This window comes from Erwinia typographi (assembly GCF_000773975.1).
Classification (GTDB): domain Bacteria; phylum Pseudomonadota; class Gammaproteobacteria; order Enterobacterales; family Enterobacteriaceae; genus Erwinia; species Erwinia typographi.
The window spans coordinates 154,804-177,374 of record NZ_JRUQ01000027.1 but is presented as its reverse complement, the minus strand read 5'-3'; the positions used below and the strand labels follow the sequence as shown (position 1 = coordinate 177,374).

The window sequence follows — 22,571 nt, the reverse complement described above, 5'->3', positions numbered from 1 at the left end:
TAAACCGTCATCATCTTTTCCCTTTAATCCATTTCCACACTTTATTTTAGTAAAAAAATAAAAATCGCCTTTTATATTCAAGCGATATCCGATTTTCATGCTGTTAAGCTCACTCAATGAAAACCAGGAATAAATGATGAAGCATTTAAATAAAGTCTGTGTGGCTATACTTTTATTAACTTCTGGAACAGGCATGGCGGCCGAGATTTATAACAAGGATGCTAATAAGCTGGATCTGTACGGCAAGATTCAGGGTATGCACTATTTCTCCAGCGATGACAGCCTGGCTGGAGATCAAAGCTATATTCGTGTCGGTTTTAAAGGTCAGACGCAGATTAACGATCTGATTACCGGCTATGGCCAGTGGGAATATCAGTTCCAGGCCAATAATAGCGAAGGATCGGATGCCAATGACAACAACAAAACCCGTTTAGGTTTCGCCGGTTTGAAGTTCGGCAGCTATGGCAGCTTTGACTATGGCCGTAACTATGGTCTGCTCTACGATGCGATTGCCTATACCGACATGCTGCCGGAGTTTGGCGGCCCTAACGGCACCGCCGACGGCTTTCTGCGCGGCCGCTCAACGGGCGTGGCGACTTATCGTAACCGTGATTTCTTTGGTCTGGTTGACGGCTTGAATATCGGCCTGCAATACCAGGGTAAGAACGATCGCGATAACATAAGCAAGGCCAACGGTGACGGATGGGCCAGCTCCATTAGCTACGACACTGACTTTGGCGTCAGCGTGGCCGCGGCTTATGCCAGCCTTGATCGTACCGATGCGCAAAATGCCGCTGACGTTTACGGCCACGGCAAGAAAGGCGAAAGCTGGAGCGTCGGCACGAAATACGACGCCAACCAGTGGTATGCCGCCGCCATCTATGTTCAGACGCGCAATGCTTACGCCATCAGCAACAGCAATACCGGTGAAAGCGGCTTTGCCAACCAGTCTGAAACCTTCGAAGCCACCTTACAGTACCAGTTCCTGAACGGGCTTCGCCCTTCGATTGCCTATGTGCAAACCAAAGCGAAGGATATTGAAGGCGTAGGCGATGAGTATCTGCTGAAATTTATCGAACCAGGCATTACTTATTATTTTAATGCGAATATGAAGACTTACGTGGCATGGAAGATTAATCAGCTCGACGAGAATAATAAACTGGGCCTCGCCAGCGACGATCAGGTTGCTGTGGCGCTGGTTTATCAGTTCTGAGTGTTCAGCCGGGCCAGCACGCTGGCCCGGTTCTGCGTTACGGATGACGCAGATGGCCCGGAGGATGATATCTCGCTGAAAATGCCGACCTTTAAAGACGTTCTTGGGTAGCGCTACAGGCGAAAATGGCAGCAAATTTTAGCCGCGCGAGACTCTTTGCAACAGTACCAGTCCGGCTGTTTTCAATTGCGAGCCGTTACGGATAACGGCCAGATCAGGTCTGAGCTGTTACCGATTATTCAACCTGAATGCTATCTATGCTGCCATCACTCTGACATTCCTTTATCGTCACGGTAGCTCCAGTTAAATAAGCAGCCATTGCAGTAGTGTACGTAGCCTTGACATAGCCATCGTCACTGTGATTTGAAATATAGTAAAAATCCTCCCCTATTTTTATAGCAACTCTTCTATCCCAGTTTTCTGCATATAACCCGGTAACTTCCCCCTTAATATCACGAGCGCAATTCTTCAGAGGGGATGGCGGAATCCCTGCAAAGCAAGAAGTTGATACAAATAAAATAAGTGATATTAAAATGCTTTTTTTCATGCTGATTCTCCTGTGAAACGTTTAATTAAATAAATTGTGTATGCTCGAAAACCGGACTTCAGCTCCGGCCTGTGGCTGAAGCCTTACCGCTAAATCCGGTGAAAACATATGTGATTTCGGTCACCTTAGTCGTCGCGGAGAAGGAAGCCCAGTATTCCGGATGTAGTCCCACCTCCGGCTACCCGGCGTAAAATCTGCGAAAACTGGAATCTTCTTCCGTGGTCGTCCCCGACCGCATAATTAATCAGCACTCTTCTCCCCTGGTTTTCTTTCACCCACGAGTCAGGAATGTCAAAGACCAGTTCCGCATCATCACTGCCGGCCTTCAGTGCCGTCCTGTGACGGGTCACGCCGTCAAACGTGATCGACACACGGTGGTGAGAAGTCATACCGTCGTATTTCACGGTCACACGGCGAAGCCCCAGCTCCGCCACTGGCGGGGGCAGCGTCAGCGCCTGACCTTCCACCTGCAGAGGCAGTACATCCGAGCGCTGTACGTCCGAGCCTCCACCTTTCCTCACGGTAAACGACACATTCACGGTGCTGCCAATTGCGTCGATAAACTCCATCCGGGGGATGCTGAACTGCAGTTTCCCCACTGCTGCTACCGTCTTCTGCGCCGGCGTATACGTCTTACGCGGCCCTTCCCAGTGGACGCTCAGCACATCCCCGGGGGCCATGCCGGTGTAAGCTGGCACATCCACTGTCAGGTTTTTCGGGTAGTAATAATCCTCTTCCGTCAGCGTCCGTCCGCCGTTCCCCGTCGCCTGCAGCACTGTCGGGGAGAAGAAAGCAATATCATTCTCTTTAACGACCTGGTCGCCTTCATGCCAGCTGAAAACGGTTCGTGGCTCAGTCCCATCCCCCAGAGTAATCCTGATGACCGGGATAATTTTTTTTGTCTGATTATAGAAATCCCGCTGCATAAACTGCGCATTGTGCAGCCCGCTCTCGCCACTCTGTCCCGGGTAAACCGCATAGAAAAAAGACTCCAGAGGCAGCTGTTCCCCGATGCCGGCTGGCCAGGCTGCCACAGACAGCTCATTCTGTTTCCATGAACTGAGCTCAGCCCCCTGGTCAGTCCGCCGCCGGCTCTCCAGACTGGTCGCAAAGCCATTTGTATCCGCGTTAAAACCACACTGATGATGATATCTGTGGAAATCAAAAACGGGGACTTTGTTGAAGTGATCCAGCCACTGCTGAGCGGTGGTGATCCCTTGTTTTTCACACTGCCCACTGTCGGCAGGATAATAATTATTCGCGCCACACCCGCTATCTGAGCGGCCTTCCGTACCTGAATCATAAGGAAATGAACAGAGCACGGTCAGGGGATGCGCAGCTGATGCGCCAGCCTCACCGGATTTAAGGGTAAAACCCTGTGCGCGGGCCTGCTGCAGCCGGGTGGTACTGAGGTCATTGCGGAAATAGGAGAAGGAAACCCCACCGCGTGTAACGGAGGCGGGACTCGGATCCCAGGCATGGTAATGCGGACTGGCATTTGCTGCCCGGATAATAATGCCATTGCAGAAAAAAGCTGGCTTATCGCCACAGGTATCACGGATGTCGAAAAAGCGTTTGTTCATGTCCTCAGCCACTTTTTGTCCGGTTGATACAGTTGCGGCATAAGCCTTAGTGATATTCACACTGCCTGACAGTACCAGTGTAAAAATAAAAACAGAGAAATATCTTTGTATGTAGTCCATTAACATATCCAAAATCGTTCACAACATTACGAACAACCACACGCCAACACCCACTAAGTTTTTATATTCACGGGTATACTGAAAGCCAGCAGTTAAATTTCAATCACATCATTTCAGGGCATGATAAATTTTAACGATAATACGTTAATGATTATCGCTACTGGTTGAAATAGCTAAAATTTCATCAGTACAGCAATCTTTGCAACAGGAGAAAATAAACTAAGCCGCCAAATGCCATGAAAGTTTATTTTAATTTAAAGTAGCATAAAGGTTATCTGCAGATCATTCACACTTACTGAAAAAATAAATCTTAACTTAAAATAACATGAACCACCCAATAGACATCGCTCAAAAAACGGAATTTAAGCATTCCTTCATGATAATTTAAGACGGCATAATAAAAAGCATTGAGTATTTAAACAATACGTTTTGACTTAAATTATCAAAAATTTAAGAAAATTTAAGGGTAATTGAAGAGGCCATACAGCACTGCACCCGCCTGAGGTCTCAGTCCTTTCCCGACAGACAATGTTGACCCTGACTGACTCTGCCCCCGAATCTGACCGAGTGATAATCAGAAATAACCGGCTTCATGAACGCTCTGAATCTGAATACGGTGAATAAGATCTCCAATTTCGCCACGCTGAACGAATTGGCGGAAGGTTGAATGTTCTTGCCGATAACGCGTTGTTTAACTAAATCCCGATAGCAGAACGCCGCAAGATGGCAATGCACTTACCCCATTATGCATTTTGTTGTGCCAGGATAGCCTCAGCCAACAGTGAATCCAGCACCAGATGGTTGGCAAACCCGCCTTTTAAGGTGGCGATAACCGCCGAGAGCTTTTCCTGTCCTGACGCCACCAGCAATCCGCTCATCTGGCGTAAATGCGTTAATTCAATTCCCATCAAACGCGCGTCGACATCCCCGGTCATTGGCTCGCCTTCCGCATTGATAAAACGGCCCGCAATAATACCGGCGGCACCGTTGGTAATATAACGTTCGGCTTCCTGCTCGGTGACAATATTGAACTGCGTGACATGACCGTCGCGGGTCGCGGGGCTGACGGTGAAAATGGCTTTATTGCAGTTTTTGAGCTGGGAGAGTTGGTCAGCAATAATCGGCTCCGCCCTCAGCATGGCCGCAAGCTCCGATGAACTGCATACCGCCGGGACATTCAGGTTGATGCATTGCGCATTCAGGCGATGGGCTATCTCAATCGAACAGCGTTCCGCCGTTGGCAGCAGCGGGTTTGACATAGCGCCGATAAGCTGACGTATAGTGAGATTTTCCACCGACCAGAACGGGACGCTGTCGGAGATAAGGCTCAACGTTGAGCCCCAACTCACGCCAAGCTGATCGCCAGGCTGGACAAAATTTAACAGAATATGGGCGGCGGCTTCACAGACTTCATGAAGGCGGCTCTCATCTGAGAGCCCCTCCCCAGGGATAACGTTGACTTCATCCAGATTGAAATGCTGAGTCAGGCGATCGGCCAGATCGTTAAGGCGAAAGTGATCGCCGCTCAGACGGACAGAAACTATTTCACGGGCTTTCGCCAGGCGTAAATAGTTAATGACCGTGGGGCGGGAAAGCTTCATTTTCGCGGCAATCTCGCTTTGCGTCAGATTCTTGACATAATAAAGCCACGCCGCCTCCGCAATGACTTTATCCGAAGGCGTTGCGCCCCTGGTTTGGATCTTAATAGCCCTACTCCCGGTTATTTTGCGTCTGACCGGAGGACATCTTCTGTTATCTGGCTATCTGTTTCAAGTGAACGATCCGCCCGCAAGCCCTGCCGTTGAAGATCGCCATGATAGCCGCGAACCGCCTCCAGCGGGCTGACCTCCTGGTCAACAACGCGCCGCATCCACTGCACTATCGTCGGCTGATGTTCTGCGGCGTTAATTTTGCGGCCAAACAGAGCAAGGCGACCGCCGTGGCGTTCAGTCTGCGCAAGAAGCTCAAAGGTATCGCGATGCGTCCCTTGCCCGCCGCCAAGAACCCCTACCACCATGCCGGGATCGTGAGTGACCAGTTCCTCCAGCGCGTCAGGCCCGTTATAGGCCACCTTGAGGAAGGCCGGACGCTCGGCGCGGGTTAGTGATGCCAGCGTGCGAATAATGCAGTCGTTGATAAATGCCGGGATCGCCTCCGTCGGGAGGCCGGTGTCGATCCCCGGATTAAACACTTCGAGAAAGTGTGTAATGCCGTGGGTTCGCGTGTCGGCCCGAAACCTGGCATAGGCTTCCAGCGAAGCCACATCATGCTGCGCATCATTAACATAGGTCAGAGAGTAGAGACTCAGCGACGCGCGGGCGAACTCCAGCGAGGCGCCACGATAAGGCAGCGGCGCATCATCGCGATAGCGACCGCCGCGAATACCTACCCAGGCGTCAGTGGCTTCGTTGCCGCGAAAAGCGGGCGCTATCTGGCTTCCGTCAAAGGCATGCTGCTCAATCAGCATCTCCAGGGTGGAGATCGACGTCAGCATAATGTCTACAACGTTCTGCTCAATCAATGCGCGAATCTGTTGATGAAATTGCGCTCGCGTGCGGTGACCGGCGGGTTGACCGTCCGCCGCCCGGCGTGGCCCCATCGCGGGAACGCCGCCAGCCACATCCACATCTTTTGCGTCGGCGAGGATAAAATCGCCAACGCGATAACGTCCCTCGCGTATCCGCAAGATTTTTTCTGCAAAGCGCGTCTGCGCCATATCAAATAATGCGCTCAAGGTGTGTTCCCTCTGTTATCGTCACAAATTAAACGTCGAGTAATGCCTGTATTCCCTGATCGAGGCGCACAAATTCATGGTATCTCTCGTCAAGTATCGCGACATTGTCGGCAACCGGCGTGTGATAACGGGAAACACGGCTCATCGCCCCTGCCGCTTCTTCCAGGCTGCTATACAGCCCGCCTGCTACCGCTGCGCAGATAGCTGCGCCCAGCGCGCCGATTTCCGGCGCGTCTACCACTTCAACCGGACAGTTGGTGGCATCCGCAAAGATCTGCGCCCAGAATGGCGAACGTGCGGCGCCGCCGGTAAGGCGAATGGTTTCAGGCCAGCGTTTCTCGCTATATTCCATCAAGGTTTCCGCATGGCGACGATGCTCAAAGGCGACCCCTTCGCAGATGGCTCGAATCATTGAGGCGTGATTATCCGATGCGCTAAGCCGTACAAAACTGCCCTGATTAGGTTTAGGGCCGTGGATATAGGGCATGAAGTAGCAGCGCTGGCTGTCAATGGCACAACTTTCAGCCAGCGTCAGCGCCTCTTCAACGCTCAGGTGATCGCCCATGGCATTTTTCAGATACCAGCCAAGGTTGGCGGCTGAAGAGGGGCTGCCTTCCGCCACCAGACGGGCCGCGCCATCGCGATACAGCATATTCAACAGCGGGTAGCGATCCTGAATCGGTCGGGTGACTTCCAGCGCGTTAATCGCCCAGGTGCCGGCGATGAAAACCATGTGTTCGTCAGAGACCACGCCTGCGCCGAGCGCGCAGGCGGCAACATCCATCATGCTGCCCGCCACCGGTATGCCCTCTGGCAAGCCGGTTTCCTGCGCCGCCCTGGCGCTGATGCGTCCTGCCGGCGATGAGCTGTTCACCACCGGGGGCAGTTTATCCTTCAGCCCCGGCTGGCCCAGCATCGCCAGCGCTTCGGTGGAATAATCTTGTCTTTCCAGGTTCATTAGCCCGCCGCCGCTGGCATCCGACGGATCGGTCACGGCTTCCTGCGTCAGGCAGAAGCGAATAAAGTCTTTGCAGGCCAACCCCCAGCGGGTTTTCGCCATCACCTCCGGTTCGTTTTGCGCCAACCCGACCAGTTGGAATAGCGTTTGTCCTCCCCACGGGCGGTGCCCATTTTCATCACTGAGTGCCTGATCCTGATGTTGAGCAATCAGTTGGTCGGCAATGGGCTGGGCGCGATGATCAACAGAGACAATACCAGGACGGGTTGGCTGACCCGCTTCATCAACTAAAAAAATCCCGTTGCCAAAACCGGTACACCCAACGGCGACCACGCGTTGGGCGATATCGTCCTGAAGGATTTCACGGATGGTCGATCGCGTGGCTTGCCAGAACGCATTACCATCGCGTTCCACCCGGCCATCCGGGTAGTGCAGCGTAGTGACTTCAGCATTGCGATGACGAACGATACGACCTGTCGCGTCGAACAGCGCAACTTTTACTGCCGTACCGCCAGCGTCAATCGCCAGAACCAGGGGGGTGTAGGGGGTTGGCATAATAATTATCTTCCATTCCAGATAATACGGGGATCGGCCGCGCAGTTTGTCGTCTGCGTCTCAGCCCAGCTTTCGTCGTAACCCAGCGTCTGCGCCATCACGCGTGCAATGTCTGCCAGCGTGGTTTCCGTCAGTTGCCCGGTCATCACGATATTGGTACGGCGCAGGATCATATCTTCCAGCGATAGCGCCATGCGCCGTTGCGTTAACCAGATTATTTCGCGTTGTGAATAGCTTTCCGCCTGCGTCAGCGGCCGGTCTGTCTGCAAACCGCAGAAGTCGGCCACCTCTTTAGCCAGGGTGCCATAGCGTGTATAAAGTTGCCGGACGCGAGCTAACGGCAGCCCGCAGCTGTCAGCCAGTTCAGTCAGATTCAGTTCTCCGGCACCCGGATAGCTCAGCCCCAGCGTGGTCATCTGGCGGGGGTGCTTTAGCTGTTGCAGCACGGTGTTGGCCGCCAGTTCGGCAAACGCGCGGAAGGTTGTCCATTTCCCGCCGACCAGCGAAAGCACCGGCGTTTCACCTGCCCGGTTTTGTTGCAGAGCATGGTCACGCGCCGCCTGCGTGGCGCTACCTTCGCTGGCCTGCAAAGGACGGATACCGCTGGTGACCGCCACAATATGTTCCGGCTGAATGCGAATGTCGTCAAACAGGCTATTCAGGGCATTGAGCAGATAATCGACCTCACTGGATGAAACCTGACGATCGCCGGGGTCCTCAGTTTCCACTTCGGTTGTCCCGATTAAAATGACCTCCTCCACCGGTAATGACACCACCATGCGACCGTGCCCGTCATCGAAATAAAACGAACGTCCGGCCATACGCTGCTGCAACGCCGGATGGCGTAATACCAGGTGCGCGCCTTTCACGCCACGGACGTAGTGCGTCTCCAGGCCCAGCTGTTGATTAACCTTATCAATGGCGGAACCGGCTGCGTTAACAATAATCTTTGGCGTCAGCACGACGCTGTCGTTGCACTGCGTGTTGGTAATTTCAACCTTGCCAGGCGCGCTATAGCGCCAGCTGATATGGTTGATCGCCGCGACGTTTTCCTGCTGTACTGCGCTGCTCAACATCTCAAACATCAGCGCTTCCGGCCCCACAATCTGACCGTCGTAGTAACTGATGACGGAACGCACCGGACGAGGCAGACCGGCAGGAAACTGCGACCGTCTGATGGCGACATTATGATGCGGGAGCGCCCGACGTATCGCGCCAAAGCGCTCATAAGCCAGTAAGCCGCTTTTCAGGGCGACAAAACTCAGCGGCCCCGATTTGTCGGATAAGCCAAAGAAACGTAATGCAGTCCGTGGCAGCCCTTTTATCCAGTGCCTGACCGGCACGACGACTTCCAGCGGTTTCACCAGGTGAGCGGCGTCATGCAATAACATATTGCGTTCACGCGCTGATTCACGAACCAGATCAAACTCACGGCCTTCGAGATAACGTAAACCGCCATGCGCCATGCGGCTGGAAGCGCTACTGGCGCCCGAGCAAAAATCTCCGCTGTCTATCAGCGTCGCTGACACATTGTTCAGCGCCAAATCTCTTAACAGACCGATACCATTTACCCCGCCGCCAATAATCAAAACTTCTGGCGCAAGCGTTGTGCGCAGCTTTTCCCACATTTCCTTTCTCTGCGCATTTGGGGAATTTCCTTCTGTGCTGAACATGCGATCTGCCTCACGAAACGATCAAATTAAATGCTGCCTGTCTTTTACATATGTCATGCATGATATACATATGTCAACAATGATGTTGCGAAAAGGTATGGATATGTAACGGAAATGGGAACAAGAGATATCGAGGCGAAGTTTTTAATTTGTTGTTTCTTAAAAAAATAAAACAGCTTCCTTCGTTAAGTGTTACTGCGAAGTGAAGGAGTTTTCATTCATTCACGATTATCACTATGGGTGACCCTGCGATCAGGGGTGAGGAGTAAGAGATGAATAACGTAAACAGGAAAAATGGCCTGCTGCTGGCAGGGAGCATCATTGCCTTCATCCTGATGGGGGCCGGGCAGTCATTGATGGGACCTTCACTGCCAGAGTTTCGTACCGCATTTAAACTCTCGGTGGCCTCTGCCAGTATGGCGGTGACTGCGCAATGGGTCGGGGCGCTGATTGGCGTCGTGGCGTTGTTTCTAGCCGGTAAACGCGACTGGACGCGCGTGGCATTCGGCCTGTTAATCATTGGCGCTGGCCTGATGGCGCTGCAACTGAGCTGGATTTTAACGCTTATCGGCTCACTGACATTCGGTGCCGGTTACGGCGCCAGCCTGGCGCTGGTTAACTCGCGTCTGATGCAGTCGTTTGAAAAAGCGGGACCGTCGCTGGTCAGCCTGGTGAATGCGCTGTTTGGCGGCGGGGCGATTGTTGCGCCGTTAGTGTTTGTCGCGCTGGCGCGCAACCCCGAGCTTTGTTTTGGCATCCTGGCCGCAGGACTGGTGCTCCCCTTTCTGCTCTCTTTCTTCTTTCCCCGGACGCATAGCGAACAAACCACCGCGCAAGAAATTCACCGTGGAAAAATTTCCTTCCCCACGCTGTTTATCGGGGCTTCCGGAACGGCGATAGAAGCCTGTCTGATTGGCCTTGGGCCGGTGATCTTGCTGGGCGGAGGGTATTCCGATAACGCGGCGGCGAGTGCTTTATCGCTATTTTTTGTCTTTTTCCTTTCCGGGCGAATTACATTAAGCCTGGTCGGCCAGCGGCTTCCTGCGGCGCCGATGCTGATAGCCGGGTTTACCGGAGGGGCGCTGCTGCTGGTCTGTGCCGGTTTTAACATTGCCCCTACCCTTACTTATCCACTGGCGGGGTTCTTCATCGGCAGTCTCTTCCCCAACTTTTTTGTTTTTGGCTCTTATCGGATGGGGAAAGATGCCAGAACCGGCTCAATTATTGTGATGGCCGCGCTGGCTGGCGGGGTGACCGGTCCGTTGATCGTTGGGCAACTAGTGACGGCCATGCCGCCGCTGATGCCCTTCTGGTTGCTGGCCGCCTACAGCGGATTGATTGCGCTGTGCGGGCTGTATGTTTTACGCGAGTCCGCGCTATCAAGGGCGTCATCGGTTTCATAATGGCCTGACCAGCTGAACGTTTGGCCGATGCGCTGGTGAGCCAGCGCATTTGGGCTTGCGGTAATAAACATGATGGCGTGACATGTTTATAGCATCGACATATTCAGTATGCTAATGGCTACACACGGGTATTAAGGTAGCTGGCAAAAACTGGCTGACTGACGTTTAGCTTCTCGCGCAGCGCCTTAATCTCAACAGGTTGCAGATCGTCCACGTTATTAAGGCAGCTTTATCAGAGTTGCGCATCGTTTCCTGGGGGATGGCATCAACGCTGAATGATCCAGCAACCGCGCTGTGGATGGCCTCAAATGCAGGACTCTTGAATTTACTTTTTGCAGTCATGGCAAATCTCCACCAGCTCTTTACTCTTAATCAGTGCCGTAATCTTTTCATCAGCAAGTGCAGCATAGTGCTTTACTAATTCGCGGAATCCAGCCAGTTCACGATTATCAATAACTATTGTCATTTCACACTTCTGACATCGGATATGTCAAAAAAGTCATATGTGTTTTTAATCCAGAGGAACGTTTCACGCCGCGCGGATCAGACAGGAAAGGAATGCGTAAATGAGGTGACTTAGAAATTTTTATTGTCCATCTGACGTCGTCAATGAACTGAAAATGAACACTCTCTCTATCTGTAGAGGCATTTTCAAATGTACCCGAAGAGTATTCCCCTCCAAGATGGGCAACCTCTATAACACCTTGCTCACGACTTATCAAAGCAATAGTCAGCGATTCTTCAAACAGAACGTCATCGGTGGTAAAGAGCAAACATCTATCTTCATCAACCCTGAAAGCCGCTTCCAGTACCTTTCCAGGAACAATCATTCCTGATGGCTTATCGTCCAAATAAACCTTTGAACGTGCCTGCGAGAACTCTGTTTGCCTGGAATGTTCGACTAAGGATAATGTGCTGAGCTGTTGCATGATTATCTCCAAAAATATCCCATTTCCCATGCGGCAAGCGCACCACCGATGAATCCACCGATAAGAACACAAACAGGTGCTCCTGGACCATGACCCTTACCCCGAATATGCTCCAGTCATAATCAGGAATAACCGGCCTCATGTTGGTTGCATATTCTGGCAACCGGCAGATTTCTCGGCGAATTCAGATGGGGGTCATCCAGCCCAGTGCAGAATGGGGACGACTCTGGTTATAGTGTATGCGCCAGGCCTCGATTTTGCACCGGGCATCCTCCAGGGACATGAACCAGTTCTCGTTCAGACATTCCTGCCTTAACCTGCCGTTGAAGGACTCCACGGTCGCATTGTCCGTCGGTGTTCCCGGGCGTGAGAAGTCAATGCGGATACCCCTTTCATACATCCACCTGTCCAGCATTTTCCCTGCAAATTCAGAACCAATATCGGTTTTCAGCAACTGAGGTAAGGGCCGTCTGAGCGCGATGCTGTTCAGCATTTCTGCCACTTCTGTTGAACGTAAACTCTGGCCCACGCAAATTCCCAGGCATTCATGTGTGAACAAATCGATTACCGCCAGCAGACGCAATCGCCTTCCGTCAAACAGCGCATCAGAGACAAAGTCCATGCCCCAAACGTGATTCGGATACAGCCCCTGAGGTTGCGGTTGTCGGCGCTGTGCGGATTTATTGCGGCGTGGCCGTTTGAGGCGCAGCGACAGCCCCTGTTCGCTGTAAAGCCGGTAAATCCTTTTGTGGTTATCACGCCAGCCTTCCCGCCTGAGCATCACATGTACCCGGCGGTAACCGTAATGCACCCGGGTTTCGGTGATCTCACGGATGCGCAGCCGCAGTGCGCTGTCGTCGGGGGCCACAGAACGATAGTGAAACGAGCTGCGGCTGACCCGCAGCGCAAAACAGACCTGTCTCTCACTGGCACCGTAGCGGACCTGCAAATCCCTGACCCACTCGCGCAGGCGTGCCAGCGTCAGCTCTTTTTTGCCAGCACGTCCTGCAGCATGGCCTTGTCGAGGCTCAGATCGGCAACCAGCTTCTTCAGGCGCAAGTTTTCCTCTTCCAACTGGCGCATATGTTTGAGTTCAGACGGGGAAATTCCGCCGTATTTCTTACGCCAGGTGTAAAACGTGGCGTCGGAGATGCCCAGCTTGCGGCAGACGTCCGGCACGGACGTCCCCAGTTCAGCCTGCTTCAGGGCAAAGACAATCTGCTCTTCGGTGAATCGTGACTTTTTCATCGGCACAACCTCCGTTCAGGGAGTCATTATCATGCCGGAATTCTGTTTCTGAATGGAGCAGGATTTCGGGTCAGGGTCATAACCTTCAAAAAGTGTTTCTATGCATATGTTAAAACGCACAGCTTTTGAAAGTCATATTGAGAACTATATTTATTTCTTAATTTATATTTAATTGTGAAATTCCCAATAAACCTAAATAAAGCAAATTTGAAAATGCCACACAAAGAGCCATTAACTTAATGAAACACTTAATTACATTATAAAACATTAATATTATACCACTAACTTTACGCAATCGTTTGCTTGAATAGGATTTTTGGTCATAAAAAACATAAAAATCAGAATTAAATTTCACAAACTCAATTTTTATAGTTAAATTAATCATTTTGGTCGAAATTCATACAAGTTGACTCATGAGTAAAAGTCATGTTTTATGTTTAACCTGTTAGGGTCTTTAGACTCATATCATGTGTATTACATTAACGTTAAAAATAAGGATGAATTATGCCGATTATTAACCCAGTCTGGAAAGAGAATGAATTACTAGGTGAAATCGAATATAATCGAGACCTACAAAGTATAATTGAAAAAAATACTTGGCATGATTTATTCGGCTCACCTAAATGGATCCTGATGAATCCAGCAGATGAAGTTGTTGATTTTTATCAAAAATATATTGTTAACCCCTCTAATGCATTACGTAATCGTTTCACCTTAACAGGTAAAAAACTACATGACTTAGGTTGCGGTGGTGGACGTCATGTTTATTACTTTACTGAACGTGGATTTGACGTTACTGGTAGCGATTTATCAGAAAATGCTATAAATCATACACGTAATGAATTAATAAAGCGCGAGCAGCATGCAGACTTACATCTTTGTCCTATGACTGAACTTCCGTTTGAAAACAATACATTTGACGTTACAATATCTCGAGCTGTAATAAACCATTCCACACTTCAAGATGTGAAGAAAGTAATTTTTGAGGTAGCCCGTACCACTAAACCAGGCGGCCTATTTTTTGTAACTTTTTCTTCTGAGCGAGCATCAGACTGGAAAAAAGGGAAAGAAGTTGATCCAGATGTCTCTTATATTCCAGAAAGTGGGCCTGAAAAAGGATTAGTGCATACGTTTCTTAACGCGGGAAACACCGCAGCATTACTTGAGCCATTTTTTCGTATTGAAGAAATTTATCTCTATGAGCATCCTTCATGGGTGACATCTGCTCCAGGCGCATCTGATCCTAATGAATATTTTGGTTCAGAATACGTAGCGATCTGCGTTCGCCGTTAATTTTTGGGGAAAATTCTGAATACCTTAATGGACACTTATTATGATATTGACCGGAAAAGCAATAAGCGAAAATGTTGCTAATTGCCAAATTACTATTGAGCCTTATAACAAGGAACATGTCACAACTAACTCATATGACCTTACGCTGGGCAGTCAGTTTATTCGGTATACAGGAGAGGTTCTTGATCCACGTATTAAAAATGAATATGAGACAATTGAATGTGATGAACAGGGTATTGTTCTTCAACAAGGCGATTTTTTATTAGGTCATAGTTGTGAAAAGATTGGTAGTCAGAATTATGTCCCTATTATTCATGCGAAATCGGGAATTGCAAGACTAGGTTTATTTGTCCACATCACAGCAGATTTGATTGATATCGGTTCGTTTGGTTGCGTGACATTTCAACTTTATAGTACTCTGCCGATAAGAATTTTTCCAGGCATGAAAGTAGGTCAGGTTTCGTTTTGGAAACCTATGGGTGATATCACATTATATGAGGGAAAATATCAGGGTTCAAAAGGCCCTGCACCTTCAAAAGTTCATCGTGATTTTATTGCTTAGTTTTTTCTTAATGGTGACCTCATGATCTTGACTGGAAATGAAATTAATCGCCGATTGCAGAAAGGTGAAATTACAATTTCACCTTTCTGCGATAATCAGTTGAACCCTAACAGTTACAACTATCGTTTAGGACCTAAGCTGGGTATACCATATCAGCATAAGAATGAAATGCTTTTTGAATTTATTCATATGCCAGAAAATGGCTATGTGATGCAACCTGGCTGTACATATCTCGGGCACACCCTCGAAATTCTAGGCAGTGATACTTTTGCTATGTCCTTGATAGGAAGAAGCTCATTAGGTCGTCTTGGTTTATGGCTGCAAGTTTCTGCCAATTTAGGACATACAGGCTCATGTCATAGATGGACCTTAGAATTAGTATGTGCTAAGCCGTTCAGACTTTATCCAGGAATGAAAATAGGCCAAATTTCATTTTGGTTAAATCACGGAGACATAGGATTATATCGTGGTGGATACTCGTCATTTAACGAACCTCATGAATCATGCATTAATAAGGGACTGAAATATGCTGCAACCTAATAAATGGAAAACATCTGCGTTGAATTTACAGCAGGATAAAGAGCTAATAGCAGATGTCTTTGCAGAATGCTTTAAAAATAAATCATTTGATTTTCATGCACCAGATGCACTAGTGCCAAGTCGAGACGATTCGACTCTTTTTACTGGTTCAACAATTAGCACATTCAAATATCTTTTAAAATTTAATGAAAAAAATTATCGCTATTTTACTCGACAAAGATGTCTTCGTACCCAAAACAGTGAATTATTATCAAAAGGAGAATATCCTAAGTGGTCTTCTTTATTTGAAAGCGTAGGAGCGATATGTAGTATTGATTACCAGAGAGAAATTGTATCTTCCACACTGGATTTTGCTAAGAAATTAAAATATTTAAAAGGCATAGATTACAGATTCAATATATCCAGTTCAGATATTGACCTGCAAAAATTACTTATTAGTTGTGATCAAAACGTACCCTTACATTTTGATTCTCAACCTAAAAGCTACTATTGCCATGTTTTTGGAATGGAAAACGTTAGCGGAAGAAACTGTAATCTAGCCGTAAGTATTGATGGCCGTGAATTTAGTGATATAGGTAATCTAATTATCATCGAACATTTCTCTGAAAAAATTGCATTAGAATCTGCCTTCGGGATTGAAACTATTGTCACACGAATAAATGGCTTGGATAGTTCTATTTTAGCGTTACCACCTTGCATGAATGTCGAATATCCAGATTCAAACATGTTATTATTAATCGATGCATTAGTTTCATGCATTGCAATTCTTTCAATGAAGATTAAACCCGTTGCCACTAACCGGGGGAGGGTACTCCGACGATATCTGCAAGGGCTATCCTATCTACGCATACATTCAAATACAAGCATAGATGAGATGGAAAATCTTGCAGAACGTTATGAACGTAAATTCTTTGGGAGTAATTACATGACTCATTTCATCGTTAATTATATTCAGCACTATGAGCAGCTAAGGCTTGAAGGCATAAATGAAAATGTAATAAATAAAATATTAACTAAAAAAACACAAATAGTTTGAGGTAAATAATGCTAACCGGAATCATTTCCGACATCCATGAAGATATTATACGTCTTGAGGCTGCGCTCAAGCTTTTTGAAGAACAAAACGTTGATGATATAATTTGTTTGGGCGATATTGTAGGATATTCAGTTCCTTTTTATGGCTACCTCAGTACTAGAGATGCAAACCGCTGTGTGGAATTGATACGTAAAAATTGTTCAGTCGTTGTTATGGGAAACCATGATCTATTTGCAACAAAGAGATTACCGTCTAAGTGTGCGGATTTTAATTTTCCTATGGACTGGTATCAGCGCTCATTTGCAGAGAGGAAAAAATTAAGTAAAGGCAAAATATATCTATACGAAGATCATGAACTCCCTGCATTATTAGATGATGAGAACCTCACTTGGCTGAGCGAACTCCCTGAATATGTAATAAAAAGTTACCCTACTCACAATGTCATGATTTCTCACTATGCCACCCCTGACATAACTGGCTGTAGTTCAACAGAAGTGAAATATTTCGAACAAATATTAAATCATCTCGAATTTATGACAACTAAAAATTGTATTTATGGTTTTTCTGGGAATGATCACATTCCCGGAATGAAAATTTTCTCAGATGGTACTGTAAAAAATTATGACTTTGAAAAAGTCATCCTTGGAAAACAGCCTTGCTGGGTTACAGGTCCAACAGTGTCTATGGGCACAGTTGCAAATGGCGTAATGATTTATGACAGTGTTTGTCGAAAGTTAGAAACCTTTGCATTAAATAGCCCAATTCATACTGTACCGTCATCAATTTAACGGAAGTAATTATGGCTCAAACCACGTTATTATATGTTAATGGTCGTCAAAATCCTCATGAACGTATGGCTGAATTAACTACCGCTATTTCGGCAAACTACAAAATTGTTGTTTTGGGCAACTCATTACCTATATGGGTTTCCAGCCTGGCATGTGAGATAGTCGAATGCGATTTGCATGATACCTCAGCAGTAATCACGATTGTAAACAAGCTTCACTTAAACTATGATTTTAAAGGTATTGTTTGTTGGTCTGAAACTGACGTACCTTTACGCAACTTGTTGTGTAAATCGCTTGGGTTGCCTGGAATGGCTCAGGAAGATGTTAGGTGCTGCCGGGATAAGGTATCTATGAAGCAGCGTTTGCATCAACAAAGTAATCTTCTACCTAAATGGAAATGCGTATCATCGTTAGAGTCCGCTCAAAATGCAGCTTTAGAGATTGGTTTTCCGCTCATCTTAAAACCAGCTTCTGGATCAGGTTCTAAGGGCATTTTTAAAATTAACAAAATGGAGCATTTAATCGATGCTTGTTCAGAGCTAAATAAAATAACCCGTCCTGAATTCGATGCAGTGTTTGAACGTTTCGGTAGTGAATGGATCATTGAAGAATATATCGACGGTCCTGAATTTAGTGTAGATGGATATGTTCACCGTGGAAACATCTACATTACAGGCATTACTGATTACGAATCCGATGCCGAAAATTTTATTGAGCATCGCCATATTTTCCCCTCAGCACTGCCCTCACATCAACAACAAGATATCTGTAAGAATGCTAGAGAAATCATTGGATTATTAAATATTCAAGCTAGCAATTTTCATCTTGAAGGGAAATACAACAATCAAGGCTTTAAATTTATTGAATGTGCTGCCCGTCCTGCCGGGGGTTACATTTCCACTCACTTATTACAGTATGCCACACAAAACCAACATCTAAAAAACTATTTGAGGGTATGTCAAGACCTTTCACCGTTGCCAAACCCAGCGATAACTGAGTACATCGGCGTTAAATATTTATTTGCACATAAATCCGGAGTATATAGGGGCTGTGCAAACTTTGAATACATATTGAACAACCCACTTATCAAACATATTTATCTACACTTCCAACCGGGCCACAAGATTCTATTACCCCCTAATAACTATAATGATTTCAGACTTGGCGTAATTATAGCCACTCATAAGAATTATGATATAGTTGCTCAAACACTTGAAAAAGCAGCTTCTGAAATAAGGTTTCATATCGAATGAAGACATTGATTCTATTTGGTTGCGCCTCCCTAAGACAGGGGCCCAGAGCTATTGCTCAGGCAAAAAAAGTTGGACTTCATCCAGTTTTGATTGATACTGCAGATAATATTGCCTTCTTCAATGCTGGTTATGATCAAATTGTAGAACAACGCGTAGTGAATGAGAAAAGTTATAGTGCAGCCTACCTCATCATTAATGAGCTAGCTGAGAGCCATGATTTAGCTGCAATATACACTTTCGAAGAGTATTCTGTAGAAATTTGTGCGAAACTAAATCAGGCTTTTTCTTTACCGGGTAGTTCGCCTGAATCTGTAAGCTTAGTGAGAGATAAATCACTTTGTAGAAACTGCCTCAGAGAAGCGGGAATGTTGCAACCATTATCAGCGCGTGTAACTTCGTTCGAAGAAGCTACATTATTTATGAAAAAATCTGCAACCGATTCATTTATTATAAAACCCATTGATGCAGCAGGAAGTCAAGGCGTAAGTCGTATTGAAAGAGATAATGAAGAACAGCTCTCCCTGGCGATTGCTTTACTCTTACCCGATCAACAAAAAAATTTCCTCATCGAAGAATTTATTTCCGGCAATGAATATAGTATCGAAGGTTTTTTCCATCAAGAACGACCTGTTTTTTTTGGAATAACCAGTAAATCCCTTTTTCCAGGTGATAGTTTTGTTGAAAATATGCATGTTTTTCCTGCAAAGCTTTCATTATCTTTGCAGAAAAATATTTTAGCGCAGGTCAAATGTGCGTTAGGCGCTACTCAACTTACCGTTGGCCATTTTCATGTTGAATGCTGGCTTCACGATGAGACAATCATTATTGGAGAAATTCATAATCGCCCAGGCGGTGACTACATACATCTATTGACTGAAATAGCTACTGGTATTGAAACTTATACATCGGTATTTAAACAATTTCATTCATTGCCAATTACGGATGTAACTTCACCCGGCCACATCTATAATGCAGGGATACGTTATTTTCATGCTTCCCCAGGAAAACTGAGCTCAATTACAGGCATTGATGAGGTGAATGAACATCCAAATGTTATCCTTACAGAAATTAATGTCAAGAAAGACGATCATATTCACTTAATTACTCAATCATCACAAAGGGTTGGGTGTATGGTAGCTAAACACAATAGTGCAGATGCATTGCTTGAATTACTTGATTGGGGGACAACACATGTTAAATTTGAAGTGGATTAAACCTTTTGTGTCTGCAATTACGTTAAGTGCCTTCTTTTTTTCATGTAGCTGGTTCTCATTATTGGCTATAATTAGCATTTATTTAACAAATGTACTAAATCTTTCTGCTATGTTAACGGCTACCATAATGATGGTAACTTCCATAGCTTCGAAACTAACGCGTTTAATGGTATCAGCTCTCTTTGACAGGCTTGCCCCTCATTACGTCATCGCGCTATCAGCCAGTGTAATATCAGTTAGTTGTTTAGTCCTTGCTATCACTACTAACACAATTTTTGTTGTCTTTGCAATTCTTGGCTTTGGCATTGCTTATGGCTCAACAAGTATGGTGTTAAGGACTTTAACAGGAATTATTCGTGATAACAAACAACGGACGGAAAAATTTGTTCAGTTATCAGTGATTACAAATCTTGCTTCAATGGTTGCACCATTAGCTTGTGTCAGCCTTTATGAGGGGGTTTCTGTAAAAGCTCCTTTTATTTTAAACGCTCTTATAATGCTTTTGTTAGCGTTTATTTCGCTTTTTAAGGCTAGCTGGCCTAAACTACCTCCTCAGCAACCTTGGTTACACGCATTAAAGCAACAAATTAGAAGTAAAAACATTGTTATCCTTTTTATTCTTACACTACTCTGCTGGACCATCTATTCACAATTGTTCTCAGCTTTACCTCTTTATGTCGAGCAGCAACTTGGTAGTACAAAGGATGTTGGCTATCTTTTATCTTTTAATGCAATATTATCTGTTATACTTGCCTCTCCCATTCATAAAATAACGTTGCGGTTTTGTCTGTCAACACATCATATTATTATTATTTCGTTGTTGTTGCATGCTTTAGGCTCATTATTCATTCATTTTTCATCTTCTAGTCATACTATCTATTTTTCATTGCTTATCTGGACTATGGGAGAATTACTATTGATTCCCACCTTACAAAGCACTTTAGCTGGTTCTGTAGATGGTGAATTGCTGGTCAGTGTAACAGCTATCAATGCCATTGCTATGGGATTAGGAGAAGGATTTGGCAGTTTTTTAGGAGTAATATTGACAAGAGAAACTCACATCTCATTTTTAGTTTTCTCAGGTATCAGTATAATTACTCTACTCTATGCATGGCATTATCGCCGCTATTTATCTTCCTAATAAAGACTATTCTCGAGAGTTTATCCCCTATTGCTTACTTCATAATCAGCTAATAAAAAATCTTAGTTGATTATGACTCCACATATATTTATAAAAAACATGAAAATGAATTTTTATAGAGCGAAATCATTCTGTAACCATTTTAAATGGCTTAATAAAATCCTTTGTAAAATTCATTAAACCCATATAAACTTAAATACTAACCATATTTAAATCACTGCATATCCCTGATCTATTTAAATTCTAAGCTTCCTCCCTTTTCTTATTATTATAAAGTTCTGATTAAGAAGTATTCCTTTCTCATGTTTAACTCGCTCCTCATAATAAGCGCCCTCAACTTCTTCTTCCTTATCAAGGATATAGTGAATTAGAGCCCGAAAGAAAAAAAGTAACTTCATGCTCATAACCCAGTTTTACGATGACTCGGGGAGAACTTGATTTTAAAGCATTCGAAAACATTTGTAAGCGCACCCGTTTTAGTTCCACGCACTTTTTGAGACTTCCGGGTTTTCAGCCATCAGTCGGTACTCTTCCGGCGTCAGGTTATTCAGGGATTCATGAGGCCGCTCGCTGTTATACTCAGCCAGCCAGCGCCCGGTGATTTTTCGTGCTTCATTCAGGGTCCTGAGTTGCGGGGAGAATCGCGGAAAGCCTTGCGGATACTGGATTTCAGGCACAAAAAAAGACGTCTGTTGAGGTCTATTTACATACTATTGGTGCGAAGGCCGGACTCGCCAAATCAACATAACCATCTGAATTACATAAACATTAAATTATTTAAATCTTCGTTATATACTCACTTGTATACTCAATTGATTTTAGTTTGCCATCATTATAAATCAATGAGTTAGAGCAATGTGTATAGTCTCAGTTTTGAGTCATTTTTACCAGCAGGAGGCAACTTAAACTCTCCGCTTCAACGGGGCTTAGCTAACATCCCCGGATAGTGTTTCGCAATAATGTCATTCATCCTTTCTATCAACTCCAAACGCTTGAACTTCAGATGGGCTGTTCCCTTTTGAAAGTAACGAATACTGAAGAACTCATCCACATACATATCCTTAGCAGGGTTATCCCGAATATGTTCCATCAACCGGGTAGAGATATCACCACGGTTGTCGGGAATCGATTTGCCATCGAGTAAAAACAGCATCCGCTCCAGATCCGCCAGTTGATCCCGCCTCCAGCCCCAGTTCAGACTAAATCCCCAGCGGTTATGCGTCACCAGATTGTTAATGATGATCTTCTTACCAAAGCTACAAGGGCTATTGGTCTTATATTCCCATGACAGACCTTTGAACACATTGATGATCCCACGCTCAAATACATCCATTTTATTCAGATGTAACTGCTCAAAAGTACTGAGTATATTCGCCTCGCTGATGGCAGGTAGATCGCCCTCCTCCAGGTTCTTATGCCATTGGTCGCGCGCCTGAGCATCCATCAATGCCATCATGCCAGACTTCAACATCAAATCACGCCAGATACTACGGTCAATATTGCGGGTGACAGCAGGGATCGCTTTATCCACAGTTTCAGTCAGCCAACTATCGTAGCGGTGCCCGGCTTTCATCGCCCAGTCTTGCGCTGTACCACCGCCAACTTCAGAGGTTAACCGTGAAATGGCATCAAGCTGCTGGATGAGCTGTTCAATTTGCAGCAGTGCTGCATCGCGGCCAGAGACTACTCGTTCGATACTGGTCGAACAGATGAGTTCATTGTGTTCTGTTAATACATCGGGTTCTGTTTGCATCGTCAATCATCCATAAAAGCAAACACGC

19 protein-coding genes and 3 pseudogenes are annotated in these 22,571 nt (G+C 46.2%); 10 read left to right on the top strand and 12 right to left on the bottom strand.

Features of this window, described 5'->3' with window-relative positions:
• The first annotated feature begins 133 nt into the window (after window positions 1-133).
• The gene (locus tag NG99_RS08105; protein ID WP_034890620.1) at window positions 134-1,213 is read left to right on the top strand and encodes a porin; all 1,080 of its coding nucleotides are present in this window, start codon (window positions 134-136) and stop codon (window positions 1,211-1,213) included.
• A gap of 235 nt (window positions 1,214-1,448) precedes the next feature.
• Here NG99_RS08105 and NG99_RS08100 read toward each other — a convergent pair whose 3' ends face one another.
• The 6 genes from NG99_RS08100 to NG99_RS08075 all read right to left on the bottom strand — a co-directional run bounded on the left by NG99_RS08100 (window position 1,449) and on the right by NG99_RS08075 (window position 9,338).
• Window positions 1,449-1,760 carry a hypothetical protein gene (locus NG99_RS08100; RefSeq protein WP_034890618.1) on the bottom strand — a complete coding sequence of 104 codons (312 nt, stop codon included), beginning with the start codon at window positions 1,758-1,760 and terminating at the stop codon, window positions 1,449-1,451.
• 125 nt (window positions 1,761-1,885) lie between these two features.
• Window positions 1,886-3,343, bottom strand: a complete 1,458-nt coding sequence (locus NG99_RS27525; protein WP_052130618.1) for a hypothetical protein — start codon at window positions 3,341-3,343, stop codon at window positions 1,886-1,888.
• A gap of 863 nt (window positions 3,344-4,206) precedes the next feature.
• Window positions 4,207-5,064 (bottom strand): sugar-binding transcriptional regulator, encoded by an 858-nt coding sequence (locus NG99_RS08090; protein WP_084110453.1) that lies wholly within the window; start codon window positions 5,062-5,064, stop codon window positions 4,207-4,209.
• 119 nt (window positions 5,065-5,183) lie between these two features.
• Window positions 5,184-6,197 (bottom strand): hypothetical protein, encoded by a 1,014-nt coding sequence (locus NG99_RS08085; protein ID WP_198138746.1) that lies wholly within the window; start codon window positions 6,195-6,197, stop codon window positions 5,184-5,186.
• Between the two features lie 28 nt (window positions 6,198-6,225).
• Complete coding sequence (locus tag NG99_RS08080) at window positions 6,226-7,710, bottom strand: FGGY-family carbohydrate kinase (RefSeq protein WP_034890613.1); 1,485 nt, start codon at window positions 7,708-7,710, stop codon at window positions 6,226-6,228.
• A 5-nt stretch (window positions 7,711-7,715) separates the two neighbouring features.
• On the bottom strand, window positions 7,716-9,338 hold the full coding sequence (locus NG99_RS08075) for a glycerol-3-phosphate dehydrogenase/oxidase (protein ID WP_052130617.1): 1,623 nt from the start codon (window positions 9,336-9,338) through the stop codon (window positions 7,716-7,718).
• A 317-nt stretch (window positions 9,339-9,655) separates the two neighbouring features.
• Between NG99_RS08075 and NG99_RS08070 the strand changes: the two genes are divergently transcribed.
• Window positions 9,656-10,786 carry an MFS transporter gene (locus NG99_RS08070; protein WP_034890610.1) on the top strand — a complete coding sequence of 377 codons (1,131 nt, stop codon included), beginning with the start codon at window positions 9,656-9,658 and terminating at the stop codon, window positions 10,784-10,786.
• Window positions 10,787-10,907: 121 nt separating this feature from the next.
• Here NG99_RS08070 and NG99_RS28155 read toward each other — a convergent pair.
• From NG99_RS28155 to NG99_RS29180, 4 genes and pseudogenes are all read right to left on the bottom strand, one after another.
• Window positions 10,908-11,128 (bottom strand): annotated as a pseudogene (locus tag NG99_RS28155) (helix-turn-helix domain-containing protein); the annotation flags it as partial.
• A pseudogene (locus NG99_RS29670) lies at window positions 11,112-11,240 on the bottom strand (type II toxin-antitoxin system RelE/ParE family toxin); the annotation flags it as partial. The pseudogenes NG99_RS28155 and NG99_RS29670, both read right to left, overlap by 17 nt.
• Window positions 11,241-11,253: 13 nt before the next feature.
• Window positions 11,254-11,715: a hypothetical protein gene (locus tag NG99_RS08065; protein WP_034890608.1), complete on the bottom strand. Its 462-nt coding sequence runs from the start codon at window positions 11,713-11,715 to the stop codon at window positions 11,254-11,256.
• A 184-nt stretch (window positions 11,716-11,899) separates the two neighbouring features.
• Window positions 11,900-12,963 (bottom strand): IS3 family transposase gene (locus NG99_RS29180; RefSeq protein WP_157032586.1). Its coding sequence is split into 2 segments (ribosomal slippage): window positions 11,900-12,702 and window positions 12,702-12,963, totalling 1,065 coding nucleotides; the frame shifts between segments, so codons are not numbered across the junction.
• 504 nt (window positions 12,964-13,467) lie between these two features.
• Between NG99_RS29180 and NG99_RS28150 the strand changes: the two genes are divergently transcribed.
• The 8 genes from NG99_RS28150 to NG99_RS28130 are packed head-to-tail and all read left to right on the top strand — an operon-like array spanning window position 13,468 to window position 20,790.
• The gene (locus tag NG99_RS28150; protein ID WP_072017566.1) at window positions 13,468-14,256 is read left to right on the top strand and encodes a class I SAM-dependent methyltransferase; all 789 of its coding nucleotides are present in this window, start codon (window positions 13,468-13,470) and stop codon (window positions 14,254-14,256) included.
• 40 nt (window positions 14,257-14,296) lie between these two features.
• Window positions 14,297-14,818 carry a dCTP deaminase gene (dcd, locus tag NG99_RS28145; protein WP_072017565.1) on the top strand — a complete coding sequence of 174 codons (522 nt, stop codon included), beginning with the start codon at window positions 14,297-14,299 and terminating at the stop codon, window positions 14,816-14,818.
• A gap of 21 nt (window positions 14,819-14,839) precedes the next feature.
• A complete protein-coding gene (locus NG99_RS28140) occupies window positions 14,840-15,358 on the top strand; it encodes a dCTP deaminase (protein ID WP_072017564.1) in 519 nt (172 codons plus the stop codon).
• Window positions 15,345-16,394 carry a hypothetical protein gene (locus NG99_RS08045; protein WP_034890602.1) on the top strand — a complete coding sequence of 350 codons (1,050 nt, stop codon included), beginning with the start codon at window positions 15,345-15,347 and terminating at the stop codon, window positions 16,392-16,394. The genes NG99_RS28140 and NG99_RS08045 overlap by 14 nt, the downstream gene beginning before the upstream one ends.
• A gap of 8 nt (window positions 16,395-16,402) precedes the next feature.
• Window positions 16,403-17,182: a metallophosphoesterase family protein gene (locus NG99_RS08040; RefSeq protein WP_034890600.1), complete on the top strand. Its 780-nt coding sequence runs from the start codon at window positions 16,403-16,405 to the stop codon at window positions 17,180-17,182.
• An 11-nt stretch (window positions 17,183-17,193) separates the two neighbouring features.
• Entirely contained in the window at window positions 17,194-18,435 is a 1,242-nt protein-coding gene (locus tag NG99_RS08035; RefSeq protein WP_034890598.1) for an ATP-grasp domain-containing protein, read from the top strand.
• Window positions 18,432-19,649: an ATP-grasp domain-containing protein gene (locus NG99_RS28135; RefSeq protein WP_072017563.1), complete on the top strand. Its 1,218-nt coding sequence runs from the start codon at window positions 18,432-18,434 to the stop codon at window positions 19,647-19,649. Before NG99_RS08035 ends, NG99_RS28135 begins: the two co-directional genes overlap by 4 nt.
• Window positions 19,627-20,790 carry an MFS transporter gene (locus tag NG99_RS28130; protein ID WP_072017562.1) on the top strand — a complete coding sequence of 388 codons (1,164 nt, stop codon included), beginning with the start codon at window positions 19,627-19,629 and terminating at the stop codon, window positions 20,788-20,790. Before NG99_RS28135 ends, NG99_RS28130 begins: the two co-directional genes overlap by 23 nt.
• 476 nt (window positions 20,791-21,266) lie before the next feature.
• Here the strand turns inward: NG99_RS28130 and NG99_RS08030 are convergent.
• Window positions 21,267-21,416 (bottom strand): annotated as a pseudogene (locus tag NG99_RS08030) (integrase core domain-containing protein); the annotation flags it as partial.
• 290 nt (window positions 21,417-21,706) lie between these two features.
• Window positions 21,707-22,543, bottom strand: a complete 837-nt coding sequence (locus NG99_RS08025) for a DUF4942 domain-containing protein (protein WP_034890592.1) — start codon at window positions 22,541-22,543, stop codon at window positions 21,707-21,709.
• Window positions 22,544-22,571: the final 28 nt, after the last annotated feature.